The sequence below is a fragment of the Mesorhizobium sp. M0051 genome, from assembly GCF_040323235.1.
Lineage (GTDB): Bacteria > Pseudomonadota > Alphaproteobacteria > Rhizobiales > Rhizobiaceae > Mesorhizobium.
The window spans coordinates 72,328-96,883 of sequence record NZ_JAMYUT010000025.1 but is presented as its reverse complement, the minus strand read 5'-3'; the positions used below and the strand labels follow the sequence as shown (position 1 = coordinate 96,883).

General features: G+C 61.2%; 24 protein-coding genes and 3 pseudogenes. 9 read left to right on the top strand and 18 right to left on the bottom strand.

Annotated elements, in window-relative coordinates:
* Positions 1-126 precede the first annotated feature (126 nt).
* The 5 genes from NKJ90_RS23670 to NKJ90_RS23650 form a co-directional block, all read right to left on the bottom strand.
* Positions 127-1,470, bottom strand: coding sequence for a cytochrome P450 (locus tag NKJ90_RS23670; protein ID WP_352486907.1), 1,344 nt, complete (start codon positions 1,468-1,470; stop codon positions 127-129).
* On the bottom strand, positions 1,470-2,312 hold the full coding sequence (locus NKJ90_RS23665; RefSeq protein WP_352486928.1) for an SDR family oxidoreductase: 843 nt from the start codon (positions 2,310-2,312) through the stop codon (positions 1,470-1,472). The genes NKJ90_RS23670 and NKJ90_RS23665 overlap by 1 nt, the downstream gene beginning before the upstream one ends.
* On the bottom strand, positions 2,279-2,605 hold the full coding sequence (locus tag NKJ90_RS23660) for a ferredoxin (protein ID WP_502904936.1): 327 nt from the start codon (positions 2,603-2,605) through the stop codon (positions 2,279-2,281). Before NKJ90_RS23660 ends, NKJ90_RS23665 begins: the two co-directional genes overlap by 34 nt.
* Position 2,606: 1 nt before the next feature.
* Positions 2,607-3,896, bottom strand: coding sequence for a cytochrome P450 (locus NKJ90_RS23655; protein WP_352486906.1), 1,290 nt, complete (start codon positions 3,894-3,896; stop codon positions 2,607-2,609).
* 92 nt (positions 3,897-3,988) lie between these two features.
* Positions 3,989-5,191, bottom strand: a complete 1,203-nt coding sequence (locus NKJ90_RS23650; RefSeq protein ID WP_352486905.1) for a cytochrome P450 — start codon at positions 5,189-5,191, stop codon at positions 3,989-3,991.
* A gap of 157 nt (positions 5,192-5,348) precedes the next feature.
* On the opposite strand from NKJ90_RS23650, the gene NKJ90_RS23645 reads away from it, so the two are divergent.
* The 7 genes from NKJ90_RS23645 to NKJ90_RS23615 all read left to right on the top strand — a co-directional run bounded on the left by NKJ90_RS23645 (position 5,349) and on the right by NKJ90_RS23615 (position 11,350).
* Positions 5,349-5,690, top strand: a complete 342-nt coding sequence (locus tag NKJ90_RS23645) for a hypothetical protein (protein WP_352486904.1) — start codon at positions 5,349-5,351, stop codon at positions 5,688-5,690.
* Positions 5,691-6,826: 1,136 nt separating this feature from the next.
* Positions 6,827-7,360, top strand: a complete 534-nt coding sequence (locus NKJ90_RS23640; protein WP_023760414.1) for a peroxiredoxin — start codon at positions 6,827-6,829, stop codon at positions 7,358-7,360.
* Positions 7,361-7,429: 69 nt separating this feature from the next.
* Complete coding sequence (gene rpoN, locus NKJ90_RS23635; protein ID WP_352486903.1) at positions 7,430-8,866, top strand: RNA polymerase factor sigma-54; 1,437 nt, start codon at positions 7,430-7,432, stop codon at positions 8,864-8,866.
* Between the two features lie 57 nt (positions 8,867-8,923).
* On the top strand, positions 8,924-10,138 hold the full coding sequence (locus NKJ90_RS23630) for an MFS transporter (protein ID WP_352486902.1): 1,215 nt from the start codon (positions 8,924-8,926) through the stop codon (positions 10,136-10,138).
* A gap of 84 nt (positions 10,139-10,222) precedes the next feature.
* Positions 10,223-10,552, top strand: coding sequence for a hypothetical protein (locus tag NKJ90_RS33580; protein WP_435054083.1), 330 nt, complete (start codon positions 10,223-10,225; stop codon positions 10,550-10,552).
* A gap of 31 nt (positions 10,553-10,583) precedes the next feature.
* Positions 10,584-10,955, top strand: coding sequence for a type II toxin-antitoxin system RelE/ParE family toxin (locus NKJ90_RS23620; protein WP_023813997.1), 372 nt, complete (start codon positions 10,584-10,586; stop codon positions 10,953-10,955).
* A complete protein-coding gene (locus NKJ90_RS23615) occupies positions 10,955-11,350 on the top strand; it encodes an XRE family transcriptional regulator (protein WP_023801991.1) in 396 nt (131 codons plus the stop codon). The genes NKJ90_RS23620 and NKJ90_RS23615 overlap by 1 nt, the downstream gene beginning before the upstream one ends.
* Positions 11,351-11,696: 346 nt before the next feature.
* Here the strand turns inward: NKJ90_RS23615 and NKJ90_RS23610 are convergent, their stop codons facing one another.
* From NKJ90_RS23610 to NKJ90_RS23580, 7 genes and pseudogenes are all read right to left on the bottom strand, one after another.
* Complete coding sequence (locus NKJ90_RS23610; protein WP_352486901.1) at positions 11,697-11,837, bottom strand: hypothetical protein; 141 nt, start codon at positions 11,835-11,837, stop codon at positions 11,697-11,699.
* 24 nt (positions 11,838-11,861) lie between these two features.
* A complete protein-coding gene (locus NKJ90_RS23605; protein WP_023814000.1) occupies positions 11,862-12,173 on the bottom strand; it encodes a site-specific integrase in 312 nt (103 codons plus the stop codon).
* Between the two features lie 234 nt (positions 12,174-12,407).
* Positions 12,408-12,692 (bottom strand): annotated as a pseudogene (locus tag NKJ90_RS23600) (transposase); the annotation flags it as partial.
* Positions 12,676-12,801: pseudogene (locus tag NKJ90_RS33575) on the bottom strand (IS110 family transposase); the annotation flags it as partial. The pseudogenes NKJ90_RS33575 and NKJ90_RS23600, both read right to left, overlap by 17 nt.
* 464 nt (positions 12,802-13,265) lie before the next feature.
* The gene (locus tag NKJ90_RS23590) at positions 13,266-13,988 is read right to left on the bottom strand and encodes a thermonuclease family protein (protein WP_352486927.1); all 723 of its coding nucleotides are present in this window, start codon (positions 13,986-13,988) and stop codon (positions 13,266-13,268) included.
* A 68-nt stretch (positions 13,989-14,056) separates the two neighbouring features.
* On the bottom strand, positions 14,057-14,443 hold the full coding sequence (locus NKJ90_RS23585) for a hypothetical protein (RefSeq protein WP_031260607.1): 387 nt from the start codon (positions 14,441-14,443) through the stop codon (positions 14,057-14,059).
* 1,588 nt (positions 14,444-16,031) lie between these two features.
* Positions 16,032-16,175 (bottom strand): hypothetical protein, encoded by a 144-nt coding sequence (locus NKJ90_RS23580; RefSeq protein ID WP_155930622.1) that lies wholly within the window; start codon positions 16,173-16,175, stop codon positions 16,032-16,034.
* Between the two features lie 239 nt (positions 16,176-16,414).
* Between NKJ90_RS23580 and NKJ90_RS23575 the strand changes: the two genes are divergently transcribed.
* Positions 16,415-17,350: an ImmA/IrrE family metallo-endopeptidase gene (locus tag NKJ90_RS23575; RefSeq protein ID WP_352486900.1), complete on the top strand. Its 936-nt coding sequence runs from the start codon at positions 16,415-16,417 to the stop codon at positions 17,348-17,350.
* Between the two features lie 589 nt (positions 17,351-17,939).
* On the opposite strand, the gene NKJ90_RS23570 is transcribed toward NKJ90_RS23575, so the two are convergent.
* Positions 17,940-18,026 carry an NUDIX domain-containing protein gene (locus NKJ90_RS23570; RefSeq protein ID WP_245266724.1) on the bottom strand — a complete coding sequence of 29 codons (87 nt, stop codon included), beginning with the start codon at positions 18,024-18,026 and terminating at the stop codon, positions 17,940-17,942.
* A gap of 359 nt (positions 18,027-18,385) precedes the next feature.
* On the opposite strand from NKJ90_RS23570, the gene NKJ90_RS23565 reads away from it, so the two are divergent.
* On the top strand, positions 18,386-18,766 hold the full coding sequence (locus NKJ90_RS23565) for a hypothetical protein (protein WP_023760385.1): 381 nt from the start codon (positions 18,386-18,388) through the stop codon (positions 18,764-18,766).
* A gap of 385 nt (positions 18,767-19,151) precedes the next feature.
* Here NKJ90_RS23565 and NKJ90_RS33570 read toward each other — a convergent pair.
* The 5 genes and pseudogenes from NKJ90_RS33570 to NKJ90_RS23540 all read right to left on the bottom strand — a co-directional run.
* Positions 19,152-19,340 (bottom strand): annotated as a pseudogene (locus NKJ90_RS33570) (ABC transporter permease); the annotation flags it as partial.
* Between the two features lie 264 nt (positions 19,341-19,604).
* Positions 19,605-20,147 carry a nitrogen fixation protein NifQ gene (locus tag NKJ90_RS23555; RefSeq protein ID WP_502904935.1) on the bottom strand — a complete coding sequence of 181 codons (543 nt, stop codon included), beginning with the start codon at positions 20,145-20,147 and terminating at the stop codon, positions 19,605-19,607.
* Between the two features lie 397 nt (positions 20,148-20,544).
* A complete protein-coding gene (locus NKJ90_RS23550) occupies positions 20,545-20,745 on the bottom strand; it encodes a ferredoxin (RefSeq protein WP_352486899.1) in 201 nt (66 codons plus the stop codon).
* A gap of 40 nt (positions 20,746-20,785) precedes the next feature.
* A complete protein-coding gene (locus tag NKJ90_RS23545) occupies positions 20,786-22,003 on the bottom strand; it encodes a cytochrome P450 (protein ID WP_352486898.1) in 1,218 nt (405 codons plus the stop codon).
* An 846-nt stretch (positions 22,004-22,849) separates the two neighbouring features.
* The gene (locus NKJ90_RS23540) at positions 22,850-23,917 is read right to left on the bottom strand and encodes a hemin-degrading factor (protein ID WP_352486897.1); all 1,068 of its coding nucleotides are present in this window, start codon (positions 23,915-23,917) and stop codon (positions 22,850-22,852) included.
* Between the last annotated feature and the right edge of the window lie 639 nt (positions 23,918-24,556).

Below are 24,556 nucleotides of genomic sequence, written 5' to 3'. Positions count from 1 at the left end.
GAGACGGCCACGGCGAGCGCAAGTCGTCACGGTGTTGCCGGCGTCACACGAGTGCGTGCGCTGAGTGCAGCAATGCCGCGCCCCGCCGGCGCCGCTGCCTTGCCACACAGGGCATGCGATGCCAGCTCATGAGAAGCCTATGCGGATTGCCAGGGACGGATGTGCGGTCGGGTAATAGCGCCGGCCTTTTTCGACGTCGCTCAGCAACTGCGGCCGCACCCCTGCCTTGTGCATGGTCAGCGCCAAGGCGATGCAGAACTGCACCATTTCCAGCCATACCAGGTGGTAGCCGATGCACACGTGTGGGCCGGTACCGAACTGCAGCATGTCAACCGGCCGGATCGGCTCTGTGCGTAGCAGCCACCGCGCCAGGCGGAACTGATCAGGCGCCTCGTGCAGCAGCGCCGAGGTCGAGAAATGCAGCAGCGGGATGCATAGATGGGTGCCCGCGGGAATGCGCCGTTGGCCGAGTTGCAATTCCTGCAGCGCGCGACGCGGCAGGAGCGTGGTCGCCGGATGCAGGCGCAGTGTCTCGCGGAACAGCGCCTCGGCGACCGGACACTGCGCCAGGTCCGCGTGCCGGGTTGGCACCGCGCCCACGCGTTGCGCCTCCTTAACCAGGGCGTCCCACAGCACAGGCTGCCGCGCCAGCTCGATCACAATCCAGGCCATCGTCGAGGCAGTGGTGTCGTGACCGGCAAGCAGCAGCAAGCGAATATTTGCGACCAGGACGTCATCGGAGAGCGGACCGTCGCTGCGGTCGAAGGCGCTCACCATGTCGTTGATCAGCCCGGTGCGCGCGGCATGCGCGCGCGCGTCGCGGACGAACCGGCGCAACTGCGCGTCGATCCAGTCGCGGGCGGCGCGGCCGCGCCGCAAAGGCAGTCCGGGCAGGTCGACCGGTGGCGCGACGATCAACTGCAGCAATTGCCGGTACTTGCGATGCCATCCCGGCAGGTCCTGCGCGGGGATTCCCATGAGGCTGAAGATGAGCTTCAGCATCAGGTCCCCGGTTTCGCGCAGGATGGTTACCTCGCCGCGGGCGCGCCACGCCTGCACCCGCGCCTGGATGACGGGCGCGAACAGGTCGCCGATCCCGGCCTGGGTCAGTCCCTTGGGCAAGAACGCTGCCTTGATGGCATCGCGCGCCTGCCGGTGCGCGCCGCCGTCCAGGGCAACCAACGTTCCGCCAAGCAATTCGGGCGCGATCTCTTCGATCAGCGCCGAGGACACGTCCTTGTGCTTGAGCAGTGAGAAAGCGTCCGGATCCACACAGGTCATCAGATGTCCGGCAGGGCCGAAATCCAGCCAGAAGTGGCTGCCCAGCGTGCGTTGCGCGCGCCGCAGCAGGCGCGGCAGGTCGCAGACAATGGCGGGAAGATGCCCGACCAGGGGGAAAGCGCCAGGCATGACCGGGATGTCGCATCGCAGCCGGTGCCGACGGTTGAGCGGGTTGAGCAGCATGTCCATCAGCAGCGCGCCGCCGCCGCCGATTCGGTGTCGCCTGCAGGGCGCGCGGCGCAGCTGTTGCCACCGTCGGCATATGTCGGCACATGCGCCAGCATGCCGCCGTCGATGCACACGAGCTGGCCGGTGATGAACGCAGCATCGTCGGAGAGCAGGAACGCCACCAGCGCGGCCACATCCTCGGGGCGGCCGACGCGCTGCAGGAGCTGGTGCCGGCGCAGATGCCGTTGCATGCACTCGTCCAGCTTGGCGAGGAGACGCTCGGTCATGATAAGACCCGGCGCAACCGCGTTGCAGCGTATCTGAGAGTGACCGTACTGGGTGGCGAGCGAAGCCGAGAGCATGTTCATCGCCGCCTTCGACGCGGCGTAGGACGTCTGCGCCGTGTCACCGCTGAGCCCTTGGCACGACGACATGTTGACGATCGCGCCACCGCCGCGGGCGATCATCCGTGGGATGGCCTGCCGGCAGCAGAGCAGCGTGCCGCGCAGATTGGTCGCCATTGTCTGGTCCCAGACTGCCAGGTCCAGGTCGAGGATGGCGCGGTCGCGCGGGGTCAGATGCATGGCGCTCGCATTGTTCACCAGCAGGTCGACCCCCCCGAAGTGCCGCTCCGCCGTCTCGAACAGCACTGCCACCGCCTGCTCATCGGCGATATCCATGGCTATGGCCAGCGCGTGGCCTGCTTCGGCCGCGATCTGCGCGGTGCAGGCGATGGCCGCCGGGCCATCAATGTCGGCCACCACCACTCTGCCGCCTCCGCGCGCGATGGCGAGAGCGCATGCCTTGCCGATGCCGGCGCCAGCGCCGGTCACCACGGCCACCTTGCCTTCAAACCTTCCCATCGTGTCTCCTGAATTGCATTGGTCTTTCGCGGCATGCCGTGGGCCTGCGTCGGAGAAGGCGCCGGGTAGGCGCTGGCGCACTCGTCATGGCCAGCGTCGCTTTCGATGACCCGAATGGCGGCGACCGGGCACTGGTTCGCCGCAAGCCGCACCGCGGCGTGCAGCGCCTGCGGGACCGTCGCAACGCACACTTCGGCCACGCCGTCCGGTTCGCGCTGGCGAAAGGTGCCCGGCAGCGTCAGCACGCACTGCCCGGTCGTTCCGCACAGATCCTGATCGACCAGGACGCGCATCTCAGCCCTCCTGCCCATGCAGCCGTACCGGCAGCGCGCGGAACGTCCTAAGGAACGCGGAGGGCTCCCGGGTCGGCTGCTCGGCCAATGCCAGCGTGGGGAAGCGCGCCTGGATCCGCGGCAGGCTCTCGGCCAACTGCACCCGGGCCAGTTGCGCACCAAGGCAGAAGTGGATGCCGTGGCCGAAGGTCAGCATGATCTTCCCGTCGATCGACATGCCAGGACTGGTGCCGTAGAACCGCACGGCATCGAAGCGATCGGGATCGGCGAAGGCGTCCGGGTCGCGATTGCCGGCCGCGATCAGCACGCGCACGTCCGCGTTCTTCGGGATCACCACGCCGCCCAGTTCGATGTCGCGCTGGGCGATACGCGGAATGGAGCTGAACATGGCGGGCGCGTCATAGCGCAGGGCTTCTTCGACGAAAGCCTTCACCCCCACGGCATCTCCCTTCAGCCAGTGCCGCTGTTCGGGATACGCCAGCATCGCCAGGACCGCATGGCCGATGGCCGCGGCAGTGGTGGCGAAGCCGCCCAGCAGCATGCCCCAGAGCATGCTGATCAATTCCGCATCCGACAGCGTCTCGGCATCGTCGTCCTGTGCGCCGACCAGCATTGACACGATGTCGTGGCGGGAATCGGTGCGCTTGCGCTGTATGAGGTCGCCGAAGTAGGCCTGCACCCTGGCGCTGGCCGCGTCCCCCGCGGCGAGCTGGGGATCGCTGGCGTGCGGGCTCAGGCCTTCCAGAATGGCGCTGATGCCGGTGATGAGCCCGAGAATGTCATCCGGGGGCATGCCGAACAGTTCGCCGAAAACCAGCATGGGCAAGGCCAGCGCGAATTCCTGATGCAGGTCCACCGCCTCACCGCGCTCCAGCGCGGGCGCCATGCCGTCCAGGCGCGCTGCGACGATGCGAGCGATGGTCGGCCTCAGCTTGTCGATCTGGCCGATGGTGAAATCGCGCGAGATCAGCCGGCGCAGACGCGTATGCGTTGGAGGTTCCTTCATCGCTAAAGTGGACGCCAGCAGACTTAGCGACAGGCTGGTCGCCGCACGCGGGAAATAGCGCGCCAGTTCGCCTGGCGCCGGCCCCCGAAAAGCATCGCCAGTGGCTTTAAGCGCCCAGTAGATGTCGGCGTGGCGGCTCAACAGAAAGAGGCCCGACGCCGCGCGATGTACCGGATCGTGCTCGCGCAACCACCGCATGAATGGGTACGGGTCCTGAATGCACGCTGGCGACGCCAGTTCGGCGAAGGCGTCCCGGCATGCTGCCGTGGTTTCTTGCACGTCCATCTTGGTCACCTGTTGGCTGGCTGATCTGATCGGCGCGCGGCAGGCGCGCCGGCAATTCGGAGAACATCGCGATTCCTGGTGGCGTCCGCGCATCACCAGAGCACCGGGAACTCCTCGAACCCGCCAGTGATGATCTCCTTGCGCAACTTCAGTTCTTCGGGCGCCACGGCCAGGCGCAGCGCGGGAAAGCGCTGGAAGATCGAACCGAACACCGCCTTGAGTTCCAGCCTGGCCAGCGCCAAGCCGATGCAGTTGTGCGACCCGTAGGAGAACGCCAGGTGCGGGTTTTCGTCACGTCCGATGTCGAAGATTTCCGGGTCGTCGAAATGGCGCGGATCGAATGACGTCGCCGGCAGGCCGACCAGCACCTTGCTCTCCGCGGGAACATGCACGCCCGCGATGGTCACGTCGGTCCTCGGATAGCGCATGATGCCGTCCCAGCCGGCGCCCGGCGGGTACATGCGCAGGATTTCCTCCACCGCCTTGTCCACCAGGGATAGATCGCCGACCAGGCGTTCGCGCTGTTGCGGATGGCGGAACATGGCCAGCAGGCCGAATTCGATCTGCGCGACGGTGCTCTCGTGCCCCGCCACCAGCATGCCCGCCGCCAGGCCGATCGCCTCTTCCTCGGTCGCCTTGCCCTGGTCGACCGCCGCGAGCAGATCCGTCAGCACGTTGTCGCCCGGATTCTGGCGCTTGTCCCGCATCTTGCCGCGAATGTAGGCGCGGAGTTCTTCCCAGGCCAAGCGCGACGCGCTTCGCGGGCCGCTTTCATGCTGGTGCGTCATCACCTCGTCGGACAGCCCGGCGAAAAAGGCGTGGTCCTCGTAGAGCACGCCCATCAGCGCGCCAATGACCATGGCCGGAAGCGGAAAGGAGAGGTGGCGCCGCAGATCGGCGGGCTGGGGCTGGGCCGCCAGCGTCTGGAACAACTGCGCGGCGATCGCCTCGACCTGCTGCGCGAGCTGCTTCACCCTGCCGTTGCTGAAGGCCGGCGCCACGATCGTGCGTAGCCGCGTATGCTCGCCCCCCTCGTGCGAGACCAGCCATCCTGGCGAACCGAGAATCACCGAATCCGGGGTGAATGCCGCCGGCGGCATTCCCGCGGGCCGGAACGCCGCGTCGGACAACACCGCCTTGGCCTCGTCATAGCCTGTCACCCACCAGCCTTCGTGCCCGGACGGGAAGCGCACGCGGTGGATCGGACCGTTGGCCCGTAAGGCCAACATCTCAGGCGAGGGCTCAATGTGATCGACGCGCCACATCGGCAGCGTCGGCAAAGGTTGTTCGGACATGGGTGGCACTTCACTCTATAGCGATGGAAGGGCGGAAGGTGACCGGCGGGCGCTGCGGTAGAGAAGACCTCAGACGGCATGTAGACGACGTCGTCGGAAGGCAGACCGATTATCAGGATCGGCTGACGCTTAACTGTCTAGGCAAACGCGCGGCGAGATGCAGAACGTTATCCTGTACCTTCGGGTCAGGATAAAGTCGGTGTGGTCAGCCTTTGACTCGCCGCCGGCCAAGATTTCCTGCGCAAGGGTCGACAAGGGCGGCGAGCTGTTGGGTAAGGGCGGTTTCGCCGAGGACCCCCTGCCCATAGACGCTATCCGACGCGGATTTGACATTTTGCTTTTCTTTCTTCGTTCCATTCGTGTCATCCACGAAATGAAAGTCGGTCGGCGGCTCCCGGCCCGCAACGAAGGTGCTTCAAATCTCGTGCCAATTTGGCCGCAGCAGAAAAAAATCGTGGCAGCTTCTCAGCGGCTTAGCCTGAGGCCAGAGAAGAGCTAGGCGAAAAGAGCCGGTGTCGCGGGCCAACAAAGGCGACGGAACAGTGTCGGACAGAACGTCTCGGGCGACCTTTAGGTCGGGCCTGCGACATTCTGGTCCAGTTTCGAACATAAGAGGGCGGCAAACAGACACGATTGGGGAATTCGATCCTCACGGCGCCAGGGCGCTTGCCCAAGACCGCGCGCTCATGTTGCTGCGAGAGGCGCGTGTTCGCGATAGCCGTGCTGCGCACCCATGAACGCTAGCGGCACACGCTACGACTGGAGTGCCCGCCAGCCTCAGGTGGTGCATCGGCTCGGCTTCCGGTTCTTCTTTGCCCAGCCGGGGCTGAAGCGCCGAATATCCGCACCATACAGCATCGTTGTTGCCTATGTGACGAGGCGGCATAGCGCGCTCCCGGTCTTCTAAGACACGGCCTCCGAGAAGAAGGGGGCGGTCCAACAGCACCTCTATTTGAAATGGCACGCAGCTTGCTGCTCCTGGTTAGAGCACCATCAAATTACGATGAAAGCGACTTGCACCATGCCCGACGCGCGAAGCTCTAGACAGTGGCCTGAGGAGACGGTGCCCGTTCCCGCTGAACATCGGGACATCGTCTCCTCCGGAAGGCCGTTCTCGGTGGCCGCTTTGCGCATGGCTGGTCCGATGCCGGCACGCCAACACGGGCCGCTCGCGCAAATGCCGTTTACCGGTTCTGTTCAGCATGGGAGTGCCGAAGGGCCCCGTCAAAGGGTCACCCAAGCCAAGGCCGGCGGGTCACTGCCACATATCGACAACACGCTGAACCAGTCCAGTGACCCGAGTCTGCGTGAAGTGACATTTCAGGTCGCCACATGCTTGCGATATTGGCTACTTCCGGCCGCTATCCCTTTTCCCCGGGCACGATCGCGGGTGACCGATCCCGCTTCCGGCGCCATAGCCGTGGAAAGCAAGCGGCTCGACGGTCTCCAGCTCGCTCAGATCGATTGCGTTCGCGTGGCCAAGACCAGCCGCCAAGACGTTCCCATACGTCGGGATGGAAAAGGAAGTTGCGAGCCGCCGAGGCCCTCATTCCGTGCCCAATACGAGCCTTTGCTCGGAATTGCGCCAGCCTATGCCAGAATTCAACGGCAGTTTTCTTCTTTAGGAGCAACTTGATGACAGTTCAAAAGAAAGTTCCCTTCGTCACCTTTCTCACGCGCGTTCACGATAAGTCAGTCCAGGGGCCAAATCCATATCGCTGGGAAGAAAAGACATCTGACGACTACTTTGCCGGCAAGCGGGTCATCCTGTTCTCGCTGCCTGGCGCCTTCACACCAACCTGCTCGACCTACCAATTGCCCCAGTTCGAAGAGCTCTATGATGAGTTTGAGAAGGAGGGAATTGACGCGATTTACTGCCTCTCAGTCAACGACGCCTTCGTCATGAATGCGTGGGGGAAGTCCTTGAGCCTGAAGCAGGTCGAGCTCATCCCCGATGGCTCAGGCGAGTTCACACGCAAAATGGGCATGCTGGTCGCCAAGGACAATCTCGGCTTCGGGATGCGCTCTTGGCGCTACGCCGCCCTGATCAACAATGGCGTGGTGGAGCACTGGTTCGAGGAGGAAGGTTTCTCCGACAACTGCGAGGCCGACCCCTATGGCGTCTCATCCCCGCAAAACGTTCTCGAAACGCTGAAAGCCGCCGCTTGACCTAGAAAACGTCTCACTGGTGCCAGTGCCGGCCCCAAGAGGCTCCTCGACAGGATTATCGCGCTCACCATGCAATCCTCAGCAAGCCTGCTTCAACGCCAGAAGCAATCCATGGTGGCATCGCCTCAACTCATTGAGTCGATTCGCTTGCTCCAACTGGCGCATACTGAACTGCATCAGTTCGTGGAGCGGGAAATTGAGAAGAACCCGCTCTTGGAATCTGCATCAAGCGATGGCGGGCCTTTTGACGACGTTTCGATTTCGGGAGCGGATCAGCCTGTCGGCCCTAGGGCAAACGCCGTTGAAGGACCGACCGGGGGAGGTTCGCCTGAACGGCTCGGGCAATGGAAATCACTTCGCAACACGACCAACAACCCGCCCGGCAATGGCCCTTCCCTCGACGAGTATGCCACCCTCGCCGAAACATTGCACGACCATGTCGCTCGTCAGATCGCCCTCACTGCGTTCACACCACAGGAGCGGCTGATCGCTGGCCAGCTTGCCGCCGATCTGGAAGACACTGGCTATCTTCGGGCAAACCTTTTGGAGCTGGCCGAGAGCCTGAATGTCCATGAGGCTGTTGTGGAACGGGTTCTCGGAACCTTGCAGCAATTTGATCCACCGGGAGTTTTTGCGCGAAGTCTCAGAGAATGCCTCGAGATTCAGTTGCGCCAGCGAAATCGGCTCGACCCGGCAATGGCAGCTTTGGTTGCCCATCTTGAAAAGCTTGCGCGACGGGATTTTGAGGCACTGAAGCAGCATTGCGGCGTCGATGAAGAAGACCTTCTCGACATGATGCATGAGATTCGGGCGCTCGATCCCAAGCCTGGGAACAGATTCGAATCCGGTGCGTCTGAATCAATCATACCCGACGTCTGGGTCACGCCCTCGCCGCAAGGCGGGTGGCAGATCGAACTTGATCCCGCCACGCTGCCAAAGCTGCTGATCAACCAAACCTATTATGCCGAAGTCACGCGTCAAACTGCCCAAAATTCGAAAGATCAAGCATTTCTCGACGAATGCTTGCAAAACGCGAACTGGCTAATCCGCAGCCTCGATCAGCGCGCCAAGACGATTGTTAAGGTTGCGGCTGAAATCGTGCGTCAGCAGGATGCCTTTTTGGAACACGGCGTCGCCCACCTGCGGCCTCTCAATCTTAGAACCGTCGCTGACGCGATCGGCGTGCACGAGTCGACGGTAAGCCGGGTGACCTCGAACAAGTACATGCTTACCCCGCGCGGAGTTTTTGAACTGAAGTATTTTTTCACCGTCGCGATCGCGTCCTGCCAAGGCGGCGATGCGCACTCCGCCGAAGCTGTCCGGCATCGGATCAAAGCGATCATTGCCGCAGAATCTCCCGGCGACGTGCTTTCCGATGAGGACATCGCTGTCCGGCTGAAGGAAACCGGCATCGATGTTGCGCGCCGCACCGTCACAAAATATCGCGAAGCAATGAACATACCCTCCTCCGTGCAACGCCGCCGGGAAATGCGCTTGTGTTTTTAGATTTGGGTCAAGGCAGCCAACATCACGTTGCATTGCATCAAAGTGGAGACTTCGTTCATGACCCAATCCGCAGCAGGTGTCATGGACGCTGTTCTGCACCCAGAAAAGCCCGTCCCACCGTCTGGTCCCGCATGGGGTGCGGTCATTTCGCTTTCCTTGGGCACCTTCGGGCTGGTCACGGCAGAGTTTCTGCCTGTCAGCCTGCTCACGCCCCTCGCGCATGATCTCGGTATCAGCGAGGGAGCGGCTGGACAGGCGATGACGGCGACAGCTATCGTCGGGGCGATCTCGGCGCCGACGGTGGCCATCATCACAAAGCGCCTGGACCGCAGGACCGTCATGTGGACCATGACGCTGCTGCTGATCCTGTCGGACGTTCTGGCGGCCGGCGCGTGGTCGCTGGCGGTTCTCCTGACTGCACGCGTCGTGCTCGGCATAGCGCTCGGAGGCTTCTGGTCGATGTCGGCAGCACTGGCGATGCGGCTCGTTCCAAGCCACCTCCTGCCGCGCGCCATGTCGATCATCCTCACCGGCGTTTCCGTAGCTACCGTCTGCGCAGCTCCAATCGGCGCCTATGTCGGCGATATCTGGGGATGGCGAAGCGCCTTCATGCTCGCCGCAGCCGGCGGCGCGGCTACACTGCTGGTGCAACTCATAACCATTCCGAGACTGCCTCCGATTGGAGTGGCTAGCTTCCGCAGCCTGCTGGATGTGGCTAAGATTCCGATGGTCAAGGTTGCGCTTTTGGTCGTCCTGCTGGTCGCTTCCGGCCACTTCGCCGGAATCACCTATATCCGCGCCTTCCTCGAGAAGATTCCCGCGCTGGATGCAGAAACGATCTCGCTTGTGTTGCTTGCTTTTGGCATCGGCGGATTTTTCGGCAATCTGGCCGGCGGACTTCTGGCCGAGTACAGTCTCAAGGCAGTCGCGGCCCTTGCACCGCTGCTCATAGCGATAGCCGCTGTTTCGCTGCTGACGGCGGGAGCATCGGCCTTGGCCTCGGCGATTGCTGTTGCCGCGTGGGGGTTTGCCTTCGGCGCGGTGCCAGTGGGATTGCAGACGTGGATGGTACGGAGGGCCGTTCCCGAGCAGGCCCAAAGCGCCGGTGTGCTGCTGGTCACAGTATTCCAAGTGGCAATCGCCGCCGGCGCGATTTTCGGCGGACTGTTGGTGGAGAATGCGGGGATTACCAGCGCCATTGCCTACAGTGCTGTTGCCACGTTCGTCGCTGCCCTCATAGTGTTCGTGCTCGGCCCGAAGCGCGAAACCTAGACCGCCTGACAGAAGAGGCCTCAGCAGCGCAGCGGGACGAGAGATGCGATGCACAGCGCGGCGCGGTCCTCCGCACGATTACGCATGGACCAGCGCAAGCGCCTCGCCGGCTTCACCTCCGGGCCACGCGACCTTCGCCGCCAGACACGCGAACCTCGCCGGCACCGGTTTCCATTTGGCGTCGGTGAGCGCTGCCGGCGCGATGGAACCCTTGCTGGCGGTCATATCCTTTACGACAAGCAGGCATTATGGGCAAGCGACAGCTACGCGCCGGCCATGCCCGTCAGAACGCCGGTGACGATGCCGCTCGATAGCGCAGACAGGTCGCGAATTGCCAGTCGTGTCAACGGCGGCCGGATTATCGTCGACCGCGCCTACCTTGTTTCGGCCGCAGACTATCGTTCGGCAGCTTGATGATGTTGACCACATAGCCTAGGAGCTATATATGACTTGGGAAGTCGTTTTTGGCGATGAGTTCGATGGGGAGTTCGAGGCGTTGCCCCAGACAGTCCAAGATGAGCTATTGGCCTCCGCTAAGCTGCTCGGTGTGTTTGGGCCCCAGCTGGGGCGACCGCATGCGGATACCTTGAATGACTCGTCGTTCGCGAACATGAAAGAACTTCGCTTCGATGCTGATGATGGTGTCTGGCGGGTTGCGTTCGCATTCGACCGGAAGCGGAAGGCGATCCTGCTCGTCGCCGGCGATAAGTCGGGCGTGAGTGAGAAGCGCTTCTATAAACGTCTGATCGCCAAGGCGGACAAGCGCTATCAAGGGCATCTCGACCGTTTGGCGGCGGCGAAGAAGGAGAAGAAGTGATGGGACGCAAGCTTGATGACCTAATCGCTGCGCTCCCCGAGGATCGTCGGGAGCGGGTCGACGCGCGTTTCGAAGAGTTAAGGGGAGAAGTCGAGAGTCTCGGCGATTTGCGGCGTGCCGCTGGAAAGGCCCAGGCCGAAATCGCTTCGGTCCTCAAGATCAAGCAGCCTTCGGTCTCGAAGATCGAGAAACAAGCCGACATGTACTTGTCTACTCTTAAAAGCTACGTCGAGGCGATCGGGGGGCAACTCGAACTCGTCGTTCGCCTTCCCTCGCGCGCGCCCCTCCGTATAGAGCGGCTCGGCGACGTCGTGGCTCCCAAAGCCGTCTCCGTGCGTAGCGTTAAAAGAGCGGCAGGTGGACGTAATCGCACAAAGGCCGCACGCGCCGGCTGACCTCACTCTGTTCGGCGAAAGACTACCGATGGGGGCGAGATGCTCTCGTCCATGCGAGGAGTAGGTATGAGCAACGTCCTAGTTAAGCCAGCTCGCGGCAAGTTAACGGAGGCCGACATAGGTGTGAGCTGCGGATGCCGGCGACTTTGGCTGCCTCCTGGACTGCGCGGTGCAATTGCCTCGATGAGATCGGCGCGGTGAAGCTGCGCCCCGGGGAACAGTCAGCCATGGGGGAGCATCACCCCGCGCCACCTGCCTTCGCGCCACCACAGCCGGAGCAGTTCCAGAAATTGCAGCGAGAGCATAGCGTTGCGGTCCCTGCGTCCCTTGCCCTGTTCGACGCGGATCAGCATGCGTGTCGAGTCGATGTCGTCGATCTTGAGGTGCGCAACTTGAACACGCGCAGGCCCGCGCCATAGGCGACGCCGAGCGCGGCCTTGTACTCGATGCCGGGTGCGGCTTCGAGCAGCCGCGCCGCTTCCTCCACGCTCAGCACCTCGGGCAGCTTGCGCTAATACCTCATGATCACCAGCGCACGCGCCAGATCCCGACGCTTCAGCGTCACGATGAACAGGAACCGCAGTGCCGAGACCGCGCCATTGATCGTCGCAGGGCCGACGCCGCTCTCATGCTGATGCAGCTGGAATCGACGGATGTCCTCAGCCGTCGCCGTGTCGGGCGAGCGACCAAGGAACACAGCGAAGCGCCGGACGTGACGAACGTAGTCCTGCTGGGTATGGGAGCCCAGGCCACGCATGAGCATGTCGTGCTGCATGCGCTGGCGAAGCGGAGAGATTGGTGCATCGGTCGACAGGGTAGCCATGGCGAGTTCCTCTCGTTGAACGGAACTCCATGGTCAGATCGACGCCTCTTCCCGCCAAGTCAAATGGCAGTCGCGCCATCTCAGGCCGAGGCGCAATCTGCTTACCGAGGCAGTTGCTTCCCGCTTCGCGGAATGATCTCAGCCACGTCCCGGCAGGGACAGCTCGGTGCGTCCTGGAAGAACGCTATCGGTTGAATGACGTGAGGAAATCGTCGCCGGCAAGCGTATGCAGGATCAGGCTGCGGCAGGCGTTCCTCCGTGCGGATCGAACAGCTCGCCCGTCCGGAGCATCGCATGCATGATCACCGCCAGCTTGCGCGCCAGAGCCACGGCCGCTCGCTTGAAGCCAAGCCGTTCTTTCAGCTCCAAAGCCCAGGTTCGCAGTGTGCTAGTATCCGTCGACCGGTTCAGGATGACTGCGGCCGCCTCGTATAGCAGCCCGCGCAACTGATTGTCGCCACGGCGCGAGATATGTCCGTCATTATCGACCTCGCCGGACGGGTAGCGCCTCGGGGTCAAGCACGCAATCTGTCACCGCCGTCGTCTCAAGATGCACAACGCCATGATCGTCGACGATGCACACCGCTGTCTCGTCCATCGCTACGTCCAGTCCGCAAAAGAATTCCATCGTTCGCCTCCTGCGTTGCTTCACAGGAGCAGATTTTGCCGTCGAGTCGGCGGCGATCGCCAGTTGACCCACGGTCGACGCACAGTTTTGCTGCTTGGCAACCGCTTCGCAGATAAACCGCCTGACCGCCACCCTTGAAGAGGTGGCGGAAAAGGTCACGATATTGATCGCGCTGCCTAGTCTCACGCCCTAAGCGCGGAACTCGCCAAACGTCAGCTCCTGTGCCCCTATTTCGGCAACCATCAAACTTGATCCGACGCTTAACGAAACGGGCGGGGTTTGTCCGACTTGCAGAGTATTGTCGTTAGCTCCCATCCCGCCACGGAACGTTAGCAGCATCGGAGGCAGGTGCTCAAACTTGCAGGAGACCACAGTCGGTTCTCCCGCCGCAAGCGCAACCATCTGAAAGGGCAGGCACAAAGCCACAGCCAGTCCAATTAGTCTCGCTGTCATCGTCGCCATTCCTAGCATAAGGTTTCGCACGCCTGCCCGTCGCCATCCCGGTCGAGCTTGCCGCCCCACGGACAATTACTGAGATACCATTGAGCCTCGTCGCACGAGCTGATTTGCGAGCATTTCCGCCGCGGCTGGCATGAGTAGCTTTGCGCTACCTGTTGACGGCTGATGGTGCCGAGCGGTTGGCTCACCGCCGGTTGGGCATTGTCTCCATGCCCGGCGCGCCATTCCCACGGCGCTTGGAACTTTCCGACCCACAGCCCGACCTTCGCCGCTTCCGCCTTCCCCTGCTGCGCTGCATAGGCACCATGGCTGTAGCGGGGCCAGTCGATCGCTTGGCCGTGCTCGACCATCCAAGCGCCCACGCTGGCGCCATCGGCACGCTGGCAGTCGCCGACAAAGCGGTGATAGCGATCCCAGGTCACGAATGTGCATTGCACTGGCTTCGACGCGGCCAGGAAGGTGTCAAGCGCCTGTGCCGATCGCCGGCCGTAGGGATAGTCGGCCCCGCTCGCATTTTTACAAAGCTGCTGGCTCTCCGGCGCGTCGATGCCGTTGAAGCGGATGCGCTGTCCGTGGATTTCGATCGTGTCGCCGTCGATGACGGATGCCACGCCGGCAATCGTCGCCAAGCCCGCGCTGGTCCAGTTCGGCAGATGGAACTCAGGTATGCGGTCGCTGTGTTGCATGGCCGTTTGCGCAGCCAGAGCGCCAGCCGCGGCCACCGTCACCAAGATCAGGCGCCTTTGCACCACGCCAAGTGGCCTCCGGCGAGGCGATCGCATTCTACGCAGCATTGCTAGTTCGCCTCATGTCCGGTGCGGCCGCCCGGTTTCGCTTCGGCGGCACGTTCACCGCAAGCCCGGCCTAGGCTGTCAACCCCATTGCGCAGATCGCATGGATGATTGCCAGAGTCCCCGCCGCCACCTTGGCGCGCACCTTGGCCTGGCGGTGTCAGCGGGATTCCGCGAAAGGCCTGGATGACTCCAGCTGTTCGCTGGCCGTCGCCCTCGATATGCGTGTTCTGACTGTTCGGGTTGAACGGGTCGACTGTCTGGGCGAGGCTATTGGCGCGATTGGCGTCGCCGGCAGAGAGCGTCACGCTGTCGTAGTGATTGAGATAATCCGCTGCGCAGCCGCTCAATGCTAGAACGATGCCAAGGCAGATCGCCAGGTTCCACTGCATGGCCCCTAGACCGGCGCCGGGTTTATGCCGGCGGCTCTCAGTTGCGCACCAAGCTTCGCTCGAGTCCCACACGCGGCCTTGTCGCCGGCGACGCACTTGTTATTCGCGTCTGACCAGTCCAGCAGCGCCGTATTGATCCAGCTGCCAGGTGCGCGCTGGATCCCATAGGGTGTCGGTGGCGCGCCACCAGCAACGGCTGGAGCTGCCGTGGCACTCTGGCCATGCGGGGCACGCTTCCACCCGCTTAGGATGAGGCAGTTCTTCATATACTGGTCTTCGGCAGCCAAGTTGCCGAGGGCATTGCCGATTCCGGCCCCCGCAACAAAGCCCGGGGACCCGATAGCAATATAGCCTTGGTCAACCGACCCCTTATGCATTTCGCATTGAGCGTGGGCGACGTCGAAACTAGGCCCGTAGCCTATTTGCATGTAGTCAGCTTGATTGCTTGTTTGGCAGCCGCCCAGCGCTGCCGTGGCACCAAGTGCCACAAATGCTTTTATTCTCATCCCCCAGCCCTCCCAAGGCCGAGTTAGCATCTCCTAAAGTTGAATTTGGTGCAAGAGTGATGAACAAATCTGGTAAATTCTGCCAAATTCCACCTGCTGGCAGTTCGTAGACTTCCCTATTCCGACGGATATACCCCATTATTTTATCCATCATTCCGTAGGAATGAAGATGCGAAACAGCGAATTGGCGCAACGGCTATGCAAGGGCTGGACCCCATGGGCAAAGGGTCCAGGCGACCACGATATTGAGAAAATATGATGGGCGGCCCGCGTGCTGCATTTTCCGAAGCTGAACTTTTCGACTTGGTTCGAGGGCTCGGAAGTCGTCGGCACCTGGCATTGGGGATTCGTCAGGAGCGGCATGCTTCCCCCTCTGACCCGATCGTGCATCTCTTACGGGATGTAGAGCTACGGATTCCGGCTGACGTCCGCGACATGCGCCCGCAGAGCAGAGTGAACCTCTAACATGGAAGGTGGAGGTTTTTGTCCTCCTTGGGCGATCAACGCTGGAATTTCGGCGGGGGGCGCTCGACCAAGGATGCCGAGACCGAGATTACGCCTTTTGAAGGCGTGCAGAATTGACAGAAAGGGCAGTTTCAGGTCATGCGGCCGGCAGCATTCGCCATAGCGCCGATTTGATCCGCAGCTGCAAAGCTCGGCCTCCTTAAACTGAGTTAGCCGATAATAGGGATCAGATTGGCCCAGTTCATCAGGCATCGCATACTGGCGTCCCGGCCACCGATCAAACACCACCAAATGAAGGTGACGAAGCGCCCATACGCTATAAAGGTCGAGCAACGTGCACAAATCACCACCTGGCGACCAAGCTTTGTCGAGCATGGGGTGATAAGCGCAGACCGAGCCGTCAGGGAAATTGGTATGTCGCGGGCCGATCCATTCGACCTGCCCATCTTGCTCCCAGAACCCCCATCCACGCGGCTCGACCGCTGGTGTTTCTGGTAAGGCAATAAGGAATATGGCTTCTCGCGCTAAACCATCTATGACTTGGCTGCGAGCGAGAAGCCATACTCCATGGTCATCGGGGAGGAGAGTTGCTCCGGGGTATGCCCGTTGCACATTCTCTAGCTGCCCGGCGTAGTTGCCGGCGAGGCCGACGATCCGTGATCCGGCACGGGGCGCCCGTGATCGATCGGACGACCTTTGCCGTCTGGTGGACCCTTGCCGTGATCGGGCTGCGGGTCCTCCCGCTCCTTGCTGTTGCTCATTACTTTTCTCCTGGACAGTCGGTGATGTGGGCTGTGGGCCGAGAATTACGATTCCCCGGTCCCTTACCCCCACGGGCTGGCGCGCGTCCAAACCGTCGCCAATCCGCTGCAACTCAGCCCGCGCATCGTTGGTCAACAACACTTCCATTTTGCTTGCCGATGTGCGAATCTGTGTCACCAGCACAGGATGCATTCTGGAGCGGAGTGTGTCAAGGTGTGCTGATCGCACAATGGTGAACATGAACGAATTCGAAGAAAAGCTCGTCGGGGCGGTCCGCGAGAAGCGGGAACGCGAAGGTCTTAGTATAAGGGCATTATCGGGGATTGTGGGGATCAGCTTCTCCACGCTGGCCCGCATCGAGCGGGGCGACGGATCGCCCGACAACAATTCCAAAATTAGGCTGCTCGAGTGGCTCGGCCCTGATGCCGATGAACACGAGCTTGGCTTTGATCGGGTGGCATTCGTCCACTTCCGCGCTGGCAAAAACGCGTCCTCCGGGACTGTGCAAACCCTACTGCACGCAGCCGTGTGTCTTCGTCAGCACTACACTAAGGGTGATATATCAGAACCGAGCAGCGCGCCGATAGATGCTGAAGTTATCGCCATGTCTAAGGAGGAGCTAGAGCAGACGGCCGAAGATTTCCGAAAAGAGTTAGGGTTGAAGAAAAGCGATCCGCTGGATCCATTTTATTTGGTTGTTGATTCTGTTACGGTAGAACGATTGCGGGAATCCACCTGTATTTCCGGAAAGGCAAAAAACACGCTTGCTGGACCGTCGCGCGGCGAGTGGTCCGCTATGAGCGTTCCCTTGAATTCCGATCAGGATAGCTGGGTTGTCTTTTTAAACGACTACCATACCGTTGAGAGACAAAGAGTGACGCTACTTGAGGAGTATTGGCATATTCTTGCCGGGCACAAGCTAACCAAGATAGCTAAGATTGCTGGCTGCTTCGGTCGAACATATGATAGCGCTGAAGAGCACGACGCTTATTTCTTGGCATCGGCAACTTTGCTTCCACGAGACGCGATCAAGCGTATGGTCTCGGATGGCAAAAGTGCCCCCGAGATCGCATCCTTCTTCGGGACCTCACCGGAACTTGTTGAATATCGAATAAAGCGGCTCGGCTTATGGCGCGATCATATTGGAAAGAAAGTGAGTCTCGCCAAACCCTAACGATGCCACCCGTCGACCGCCAGCGGCGCGTGGTTCAACAAGGTTCCGATTCGCAGTTACGCTTAGGCAGTGCAAAGCCGGTCGGGAAATGTCGACCCTACTACAAACTTCAAAATAGCGCCTTCTAGCTCCCCTGACCTTTCGATGCCGTCAAAGAAGGAGACCGGCGAGCGCGTCATCCCCCTCGGCAACGAGCCATTTCTGCCGGAATGGCTGCTTGTCCGCCTCCAAAGCGAATCTCACCGCCTCCTCCACCCTCTCATGTGCATCATCTGCAATCGCCCAGAGTGTCGGGTTGAGAGCGTGTCTTTGCCTAGCATCCTCCAACAAGAGATCGACCATGCGCGGCAAGTCGGCAATAGTGGCGGCTCTGATAATAGCAGGCATATCGTTCCCACGTCGCAATGCGGATTACGCCAATCCTGTTGGCGGCGCCACGGCACCGAGCACCAAGAGACTCAAAGCTGCCTTAGCTGCTCTCGCAAATGAACTCCCGCTCGGCTGTGGAACTATCGGCCCGTATCAGGAAGAATCGCTCCTCGGCGATGACATGTTCGCCGTCGGGCAAATGAAGCACAAATTCTCGCTCTCACACCTGGGGCGCGACGCGATCCACAAGGATTCCGGTTTCCTCGCGCAGTTCGCGGATTGCGGCCTGTTCGAACGTCTCCCCCATGCTGCAAGCCTCCACCGGGCGTCGCCCAGTAGCTCTGCCCCGCGAGCGCGCCTTTAGATGCTGGTCAGGTGTGCCGGTGGATGAAAGCTGTGGAACGAAGCGACAGCTAACCCTGGCTTCATAGCCTAGGTTTGTAGCGCTCTTGACTGCCTGACCGCGCCGGATAAATTCCATGCCGTGCCTTGAGAGAAGCGGCCCTGGGCATCTTGGCTAAGCCGCGTGATAACCGACGATGGGGGAGCCCTTACGTCGTAGACAACGAGCAGCAGCTGCCCAACAAAACTCCTTGAACACATCAACTGGCCCGCTGACCTGCTCACGCAGTCGGCGGCCGAACGAACACGTTTGGAGATGGAGTCATGCGGATACAGAGTGGCTATTGGTGGGCGATTAGCATTCGGCAGGAGGATGATCGGCCCGAGATCATCGACGTAGGTTCTTATTCCTTTGGCCAAATGGCCAATCGTGTTGGGGATGCCGATCCATTCGACTTGATAGAATTCGAGCTACTGCAATGGCTTGATGCCAGCCTCTGGCCAACGGAGGGCGCCGTCGATCCATCGACAGTTCGCGAGGGCTATTGGTGGGCGCTTGACCCGGCAGAGAACGCATATCAGATCGTCTTGGTGGGCAAAGATAGAGCAGTTCGAACCTTCAATGGCGATTTCGATAGCTGTCTGGACGAGTTCGAATTTCTGATGCCTCTGGATCTCATCCCCACGGCTCGCTCCGATCACTAGGGCCTGTCGCCGTCACGTTGGCTGCTTGCGCGTCACCCCGAACCTTGGTCATGTCGCCTCCTGATCCGTTACGCGATAGGCTCCATGGCCAACCTTGATGAGTAGGCGCTCGTTACACATCCGAATGAGATAGCAACGAGCTGAACGGTGCGCGGACAGAGGCAATTCTGCCGATGCGGCTATCTGAACCCCTTGATATCAGCGCATCAACTCGGTTGAAGCAAAACGAGATCTAATCGCATTAACTCACCGCGAATGGTCCGTTAGCAGACTATTTCAACAACAGCGCTGTATTGGCGGTAGCCCTCTCCCGACTCGAACCCCCGAATAAGCGGTTCGATCGTGCTTGCATCACTGTATGTCCAGGGCCGTCAACTTCCTTCATGAGCGCGCGAAATTCAGCTGGAGGCGCAAGGCAGAAAGTTCGAAAAGCTTCCAGGAACCCCAGCGCGCGCGCCGCCGGAACCTGGCCGAGAATGATGGCGGAGCCGGCAGCAACGAAATTGATGGCGACGCCGGAGACAATCTGGCCGCCCCAATGGGTGATCGAGGCGAAACTGTGCACCAGCGCGAACAATGACGGCGGTGAACCGCGGCCGCCCAGGCGCCGCAACCGCCAGGCAGGCGAGCAGCAACGGCCCGGAGAACACCAGTTGCTCGGCGGCGATGGTGCGGGTCGCATCCCGCACCGCCATCATGACGGCGCCCGCCGAAGTGAGCATGGCGACTAATCGGACAGCAGGCACAGCATTCAATCCCCGAAGGCGTCAGTCTACGTTCGTAAGAGACATATGGCGCGGCGCGAGCGCTGCGGCTGTACGACAGACGAAAGCGGTTCTCAATCCGAGGCGATGCCGTTCTTGATCCGTGTGAGGCGGCTTTCGCCTTCCTCCGGGCCGAAGCAGCTTTCGACATCATTGCATTCCCGGCAACTGGGCGCGCTGCACAGCGAAAAACCTTCGGCCTCGCAGAGCTTGCGGTAGAAGTATTTCTTCCATTTCATGTTTTGGGTGTTGCCGGCCGCCAGCGTCGGAAAATGCGAGGCGAGCAGGCGGCCGAGCTCGGTCCGATTAAAAAGGCCAAGCTCCTGCCAGAGGTGGTCATTGCGCATGGCACGCCGGGCGATGATCCTGGCGAAGCGGGCGCTCGTCGGGTCGCCAGGACGGGCATGCGCCAACAGCAGTCCATGCAGCAGTTCTTCCTCCACATCCGGCTCGGGCTCGCTCACCTCTTTCAAGGCAAACGCGTTGATAGGAATAGCAGGAAAACAGCGGGACAGGACATCGCGCAGCTCGGCGCGCGAAAGTCCGGTTGCCTCCGTCACAGTCGCCTCGCCGGCCTCGATCTCCTCGAGCGCACGTGAAAGCACACAGGCAAGCATATGCTGGTCCAGCTCGATCTGCGGCGATTGGCCGGTGCTGAGCCGGGCATAATGTTGAGCAAATATGGTGCGTTCTCCTGGTTTGTCCCTATCAATTCATGCAGCGACCCGGCCTGCCGCAACATGGGTCGGGCAGTTCTTCGGGTGTACGCAGTCGCGGATCGCCTCGCGGTCGAGTAGTTCGGAAATTTTCGTCTGGTCCACTCGGCTCTGTCGCAAATTCTGTGATTGGAAGGAGGCGTTTCGCGAACCCCGGCCCTGCCGTTTGCGCCTCACGGGGAACACAGGCGCCGGAATGCCCCCGCAGAGTTGGACGTGAACCGTGCGGGACAGAGGTCGCGTGCTGAGTGCGGCCACATGGTTCAAGCCGCCAGACTCACGGTTGAATGAGTCCGATTCAAAACGCGCAGCGGGTGAGTTCCAGCGCACGTTCAGGACAGGATCGCGCGCCTCGCGATGCAGGCAGCTCCTCCCCTTGCGCAACTTCAATGTCACCAGGCAGGATGTAACCCTCGTCATCAAGCTTGAAGATGTCCGGCGCTTGCGCCGCGCATCGCGCGTGACCCTGGCATTTGGCATTTTGGACGATGATGCGCATGGCGCTGCCTCCATTGTCGGTGCCCCGGCTCGGGGCGGGCCTAGGACCAGTCTAGGATCAAATTCTCGATCCCGAACACATGGCCGCCAGAGGTTATCGGTGCCGTACCCTGCTTGATCCTGAAAGCCGGGATGCGCGCCAGCCACTCCTCCAGGCCAATGACAATCTCCCGCCGGGCAAGGTGTGAGCCAAGGCAACGGTGGGGACCATAACCAAAGGCGGCGTGGCGGTTGTCCTCCCGCTCCAAATCGATCGTGTTGGGGCATTCGAATTCCGCCGGGTCACGATTGGCAATCATGGTGGCGCAGGAAACATAGTCCCCCTTCCGGATCGGCGCGCCTTCGAAGTCGATATCCTTCGTGGCCACGCGGATCAACTGAATGGGCGGATAGGCCCGCAGCAATTCTTCGGTTGCGAGCGGGATGCGGTCCGGTTCGCTCCGCAGCAATTGCTGATCTTTGAGGTTGCGCGCGAGGTAGGCCAAGTCAAAGCCTATAGCTGCTGCGACCGTGTCGAGCCCAGCGACGAAGACAAGCACGCCGATGCCGCGGACTTGGGTGTCCGTCAGCCGGCGGCCCTCGACCTGTGCCTGCACGATGAAGGTCATGAAATCGTCAACCGCCTCCTGGCGGCGCATGGCTGCAAGTTCGTCGATGAATGCCACGATCGTTCGGGCAGCCATAGGTCGTTCCTTATCGTCGCCGTGGAGCAGATCTTTTCCCCAGCCGACGAATGTATCGAGTCGGTCATCGGGCAACCCCAGAAAGCGAAGAAAGATGCTCACCGCGAAAGGAAATGCAAAATCCTTCATCACGTCGCAGCTTGTGCCCGACGCGGCGATCCTTTCGATCAGCTCGACCGCCCGTTCGCGGACAGCCGGTTCCAAAGCCAACACCCGCTTTGGCGAAAGCAGCGGATTGAGCAGTGAGCGAAAGACGCCATGGGCCGGTGGATCGAGCTCAAGCGGGATCGTCGGCCAGTTTTCACCCAGTATGGAGGAGAAGATGCTGCGATGGCTGGAAAAAGTCTCTGCGTCCTGCAGCACCTTCCGCTGGTCCGCGGCACGGGTGATGACCCAGGTACCCCGGCCATCTTGCGTGTTGTAGCGGGAGTAAAAGATCGGAGGCCCCTCATGTACGCGAGCGACAGCTGCGTGTGGATCCCCGTTGAGTGTTGGTGGCATCCCTGGCGATGTAAACAGGCTGAAATCCCTCACCATTTCGGGCGGGACATGATTTGGAACGGGGTTGGTTGCCATTTTGCTTTCTCTACGTTGGCGTTCATGGCTCGATCGAGATTGCACCGCTGTTCATAAAGATATCCAGCATGGGTGCGTCTCGTGTCGGGCGCCTTCGAGATTCTGTCGCCCGATCAGCCCACTGCCAGTGCGGATGAGATCGGTTGCGAAGTCAATCAAAAGGCATCTCCGCTGCGCTGCGGTCATGAAGCAAAGCCGCCGCTTATCCCCGATAGGGTTGAGAGGTGGTCAATCACCGCTGAGCTCCGTGACGCACTGCTGACGCCCCGCTGACCAAATTATCGAAGCAAGTCGCGTGCCGGATAGGCCTACCCCTAGCCTGCGCCAAGCGACGCCAGCCAGCACTGGGCCCGCCGCCACTAAGTTGATGATCACCTGTCCACCATTCTCAGGACAGCGTCCGACAACCGACATCCACGGTCGGTTTCGAGTCCGCGACATCGGCCTGTTCGGCCTGGCTGCTGCTGCACTGCCTTCCGGTGACGGGCGAGAAGATCGCTCGCACGGCCTGGATTGAGTAACGACGCAATCCAGCGCACGGTTCGGGTGCGGTCCGATAAGACCCGGCGGCGCTTCCGCTTCGGTTCGGCGCTGATGGCATATGCGTTGTTGTAGCCGCTGCAAGGATTTCCGTCAGACGGCGATGCAGTCGTGCGCACCGGTCCGGACGACGACGAGCCTGCCTTTATCGACGCGGTCAATTCCGGCGCGCACACCTAACCGTGCGTATGCGCTACGACGGCAAGCACTATCGCACGTGGACCTAAATTTCCTCGCGAGCCGCTGTCGGAACGTGGTGCCGAGTCCTATAGCGGCCGGTTCAATCCGAGGGCCTGTCGGCACACTCTATACATCCCTGTCGCCCGGACCGGGAATGCGTGGCAGACTCTCGGCCAGAAACCGCCAGTCGCTGCGCTCGCGTTCGCCTTCCTTGCGCGTGCCGAAGAACTGGATGATCATCTTGCCGTCGGCGCCATAGGCTTCAATGGACGTGACGTGACCGTCCCTCGTCGGCTTGCGCACGGCCCAGACCTCGCGGATGTGATGGGTCCTCAGATGCAGATGGAAAGTCTCGTCGAGCACATTGATCCGCGGCCCGATCTGCTTGACCGACTTGATCGGGCCGGAATGGATCTGGATGCAACCACGATTGCCGACAAAGCACATGATAGGCATCTCGTCTTCGGCCGCCTGTTGGAACAGGGCGCCAACGGCATCATTGTCGAGCAGCCAAGCGTAATCTTCGTCGGCCATACGCATTGCCTGGCAGCGGCTGAGCTTCAGTGTCTTCAACATATGGTAGAACTGATGCACGTCGCTCAGCCGGCTCCAGTGCTCGCGTAGGTCGTCGGCCGTGGCGGCTTGGTCTGGACTCACTGCGTTATCGCGCGCACCGCCCGCTTCGACCGATATGATCGGCTCCTGGTCGTAGGATACGAGCTCTGCCGTCAGATCCTGATAGGCGTGCAGGTTCGAGGCGGGCCTGAGATGTACTTTGTGCATCGCCTCGCCGGCGGCATCAAAGAATTGCAGGCTGCGGCGGATCTCGGCTCCCTCGCGCTTCTCGAAGGCGAAGCCATACGCCCACGCTTTCGGGAAGATGCGCAGGTCGATGTCGTCGCCGAGCACCATGGCATGCTGGTTGCCGGTGACCACTTTGTCGTAGACGCCGATCTTTTGGTGCACGGCACTTTCGTTGCGGGTGAGCGCCATCACCTCGCCGACCGCTTCGAGGCCCGTCAGCAGATCATCGACGCGCGGCTCGATGCGCACCGCGCCGTGACCACAATGCGCCGCGACCAATTCGGCTTCCGAAATGCCCAATCGAGCGGCGAGATCATGCTCCCGGATTTTCGGATTGTCTTTGCACGCCCGCCGGATTTCGTCGGGCGACGGTTTCTCGCGCTGGTCCATGTCTTACCCCTGCTTCCACCTACGTGTGAAGATCAGCTGCCCTGCCTGGGAATCTTCAGCCGATAAGGCGGCCGTAATGCTCGCCCCTGATCTGCTGCTGGCCCATGAACAAAGTGTCGCTGGACAGCGTGCGCACGGCGTCGCACCCGCGCGAAAACCGGCGAGCATGCACATGCCGATGGCAGCATCGCATCGAGCCTGTCGGCGGCTACTGGGCGGTGGTGAGCGAGTATGGGTGTTGTCGCAATCGGCCAGGCGGGCATTCGGATGCCACGGGCGGCGCTGCTTTGCCAAACAAGGCGTATCTGACCCGGTCCTGACATGTTGCCCCCTTGCTTCGCCCCATCCATCGCGAGGGCACCCACGGCATGATTGTGGATCGGCATACTCTTGCCGCCTCGCCTAAACGGAGCTTCAAAAACCGTGCCAATTGCGCCGAAGCAAGCTCAGAAGACGGTTCTGTATTTGCTGATGTGAGTTCAACCAAGAACTCAGGCCCAACATCCCTCGTGGCGATCCCGACAAACCCGACAGTACGTGTCGGTTGGCCGACAGCTTCGCAGCAATGCACTCACAAGAAGCACGGCAGTGTCAGAGATGCCGCGCTGTGTTGAAACGTTTCTTCGCTTTGGCACGGTG

What these genes read in the sequence shown, in the direction of transcription:
- NKJ90_RS23670 (WP_352486907.1), bottom strand. Translation starts at nt 1,470, where the DNA reads ATGGACATGCTGCTCAACCCGCTCAACCGTCGGCACCGGCTGCGATGC.
- NKJ90_RS23665 (WP_352486928.1), bottom strand. Translation starts at nt 2,312, where the DNA reads ATGGGAAGGTTTGAAGGCAAGGTGGCCGTGGTGACCGGCGCTGGCGCC.
- NKJ90_RS23660 (WP_502904936.1), bottom strand. Translation starts at nt 2,605, where the DNA reads ATGCGCGTCCTGGTCGATCAGGATCTGTGCGGAACGACCGGGCAGTGC.
- NKJ90_RS23655 (WP_352486906.1), bottom strand. Translation starts at nt 3,896, where the DNA reads ATGGACGTGCAAGAAACCACGGCAGCATGCCGGGACGCCTTCGCCGAA.
- NKJ90_RS23650 (WP_352486905.1), bottom strand. Translation starts at nt 5,191, where the DNA reads ATGTCCGAACAACCTTTGCCGACGCTGCCGATGTGGCGCGTCGATCAC.
- NKJ90_RS23645 (WP_352486904.1), top strand. Translation starts at nt 5,349, where the DNA reads ATGCAGAACGTTATCCTGTACCTTCGGGTCAGGATAAAGTCGGTGTGG.
- NKJ90_RS23640 (WP_023760414.1), top strand. Translation starts at nt 6,827, where the DNA reads ATGACAGTTCAAAAGAAAGTTCCCTTCGTCACCTTTCTCACGCGCGTT.
- rpoN (WP_352486903.1), top strand. Translation starts at nt 7,430, where the DNA reads ATGCAATCCTCAGCAAGCCTGCTTCAACGCCAGAAGCAATCCATGGTG.
- NKJ90_RS23630 (WP_352486902.1), top strand. Translation starts at nt 8,924, where the DNA reads ATGACCCAATCCGCAGCAGGTGTCATGGACGCTGTTCTGCACCCAGAA.
- NKJ90_RS33580 (WP_435054083.1), top strand. Translation starts at nt 10,223, where the DNA reads ATGGACCAGCGCAAGCGCCTCGCCGGCTTCACCTCCGGGCCACGCGAC.
- NKJ90_RS23620 (WP_023813997.1), top strand. Translation starts at nt 10,584, where the DNA reads ATGACTTGGGAAGTCGTTTTTGGCGATGAGTTCGATGGGGAGTTCGAG.
- NKJ90_RS23615 (WP_023801991.1), top strand. Translation starts at nt 10,955, where the DNA reads ATGGGACGCAAGCTTGATGACCTAATCGCTGCGCTCCCCGAGGATCGT.
- NKJ90_RS23605 (WP_023814000.1), bottom strand. Translation starts at nt 12,173, where the DNA reads ATGGCTACCCTGTCGACCGATGCACCAATCTCTCCGCTTCGCCAGCGC.
- NKJ90_RS23585 (WP_031260607.1), bottom strand. Translation starts at nt 14,443, where the DNA reads ATGCAGTGGAACCTGGCGATCTGCCTTGGCATCGTTCTAGCATTGAGC.
- NKJ90_RS23580 (WP_155930622.1), bottom strand. Translation starts at nt 16,175, where the DNA reads ATGAGCAACAGCAAGGAGCGGGAGGACCCGCAGCCCGATCACGGCAAG.
- NKJ90_RS23575 (WP_352486900.1), top strand. Translation starts at nt 16,415, where the DNA reads ATGAACGAATTCGAAGAAAAGCTCGTCGGGGCGGTCCGCGAGAAGCGG.
- NKJ90_RS23570 (WP_245266724.1), bottom strand. Translation starts at nt 18,026, where the DNA reads ATGGGGGAGACGTTCGAACAGGCCGCAATCCGCGAACTGCGCGAGGAA.
- NKJ90_RS23565 (WP_023760385.1), top strand. Translation starts at nt 18,386, where the DNA reads ATGCGGATACAGAGTGGCTATTGGTGGGCGATTAGCATTCGGCAGGAG.
- NKJ90_RS23555 (WP_502904935.1), bottom strand. Translation starts at nt 20,147, where the DNA reads ATGCTTGCCTGTGTGCTTTCACGTGCGCTCGAGGAGATCGAGGCCGGC.
- NKJ90_RS23550 (WP_352486899.1), bottom strand. Translation starts at nt 20,745, where the DNA reads ATGCGCATCATCGTCCAAAATGCCAAATGCCAGGGTCACGCGCGATGC.
- NKJ90_RS23545 (WP_352486898.1), bottom strand. Translation starts at nt 22,003, where the DNA reads ATGGCAACCAACCCCGTTCCAAATCATGTCCCGCCCGAAATGGTGAGG.
- NKJ90_RS23540 (WP_352486897.1), bottom strand. Translation starts at nt 23,917, where the DNA reads ATGGACCAGCGCGAGAAACCGTCGCCCGACGAAATCCGGCGGGCGTGC.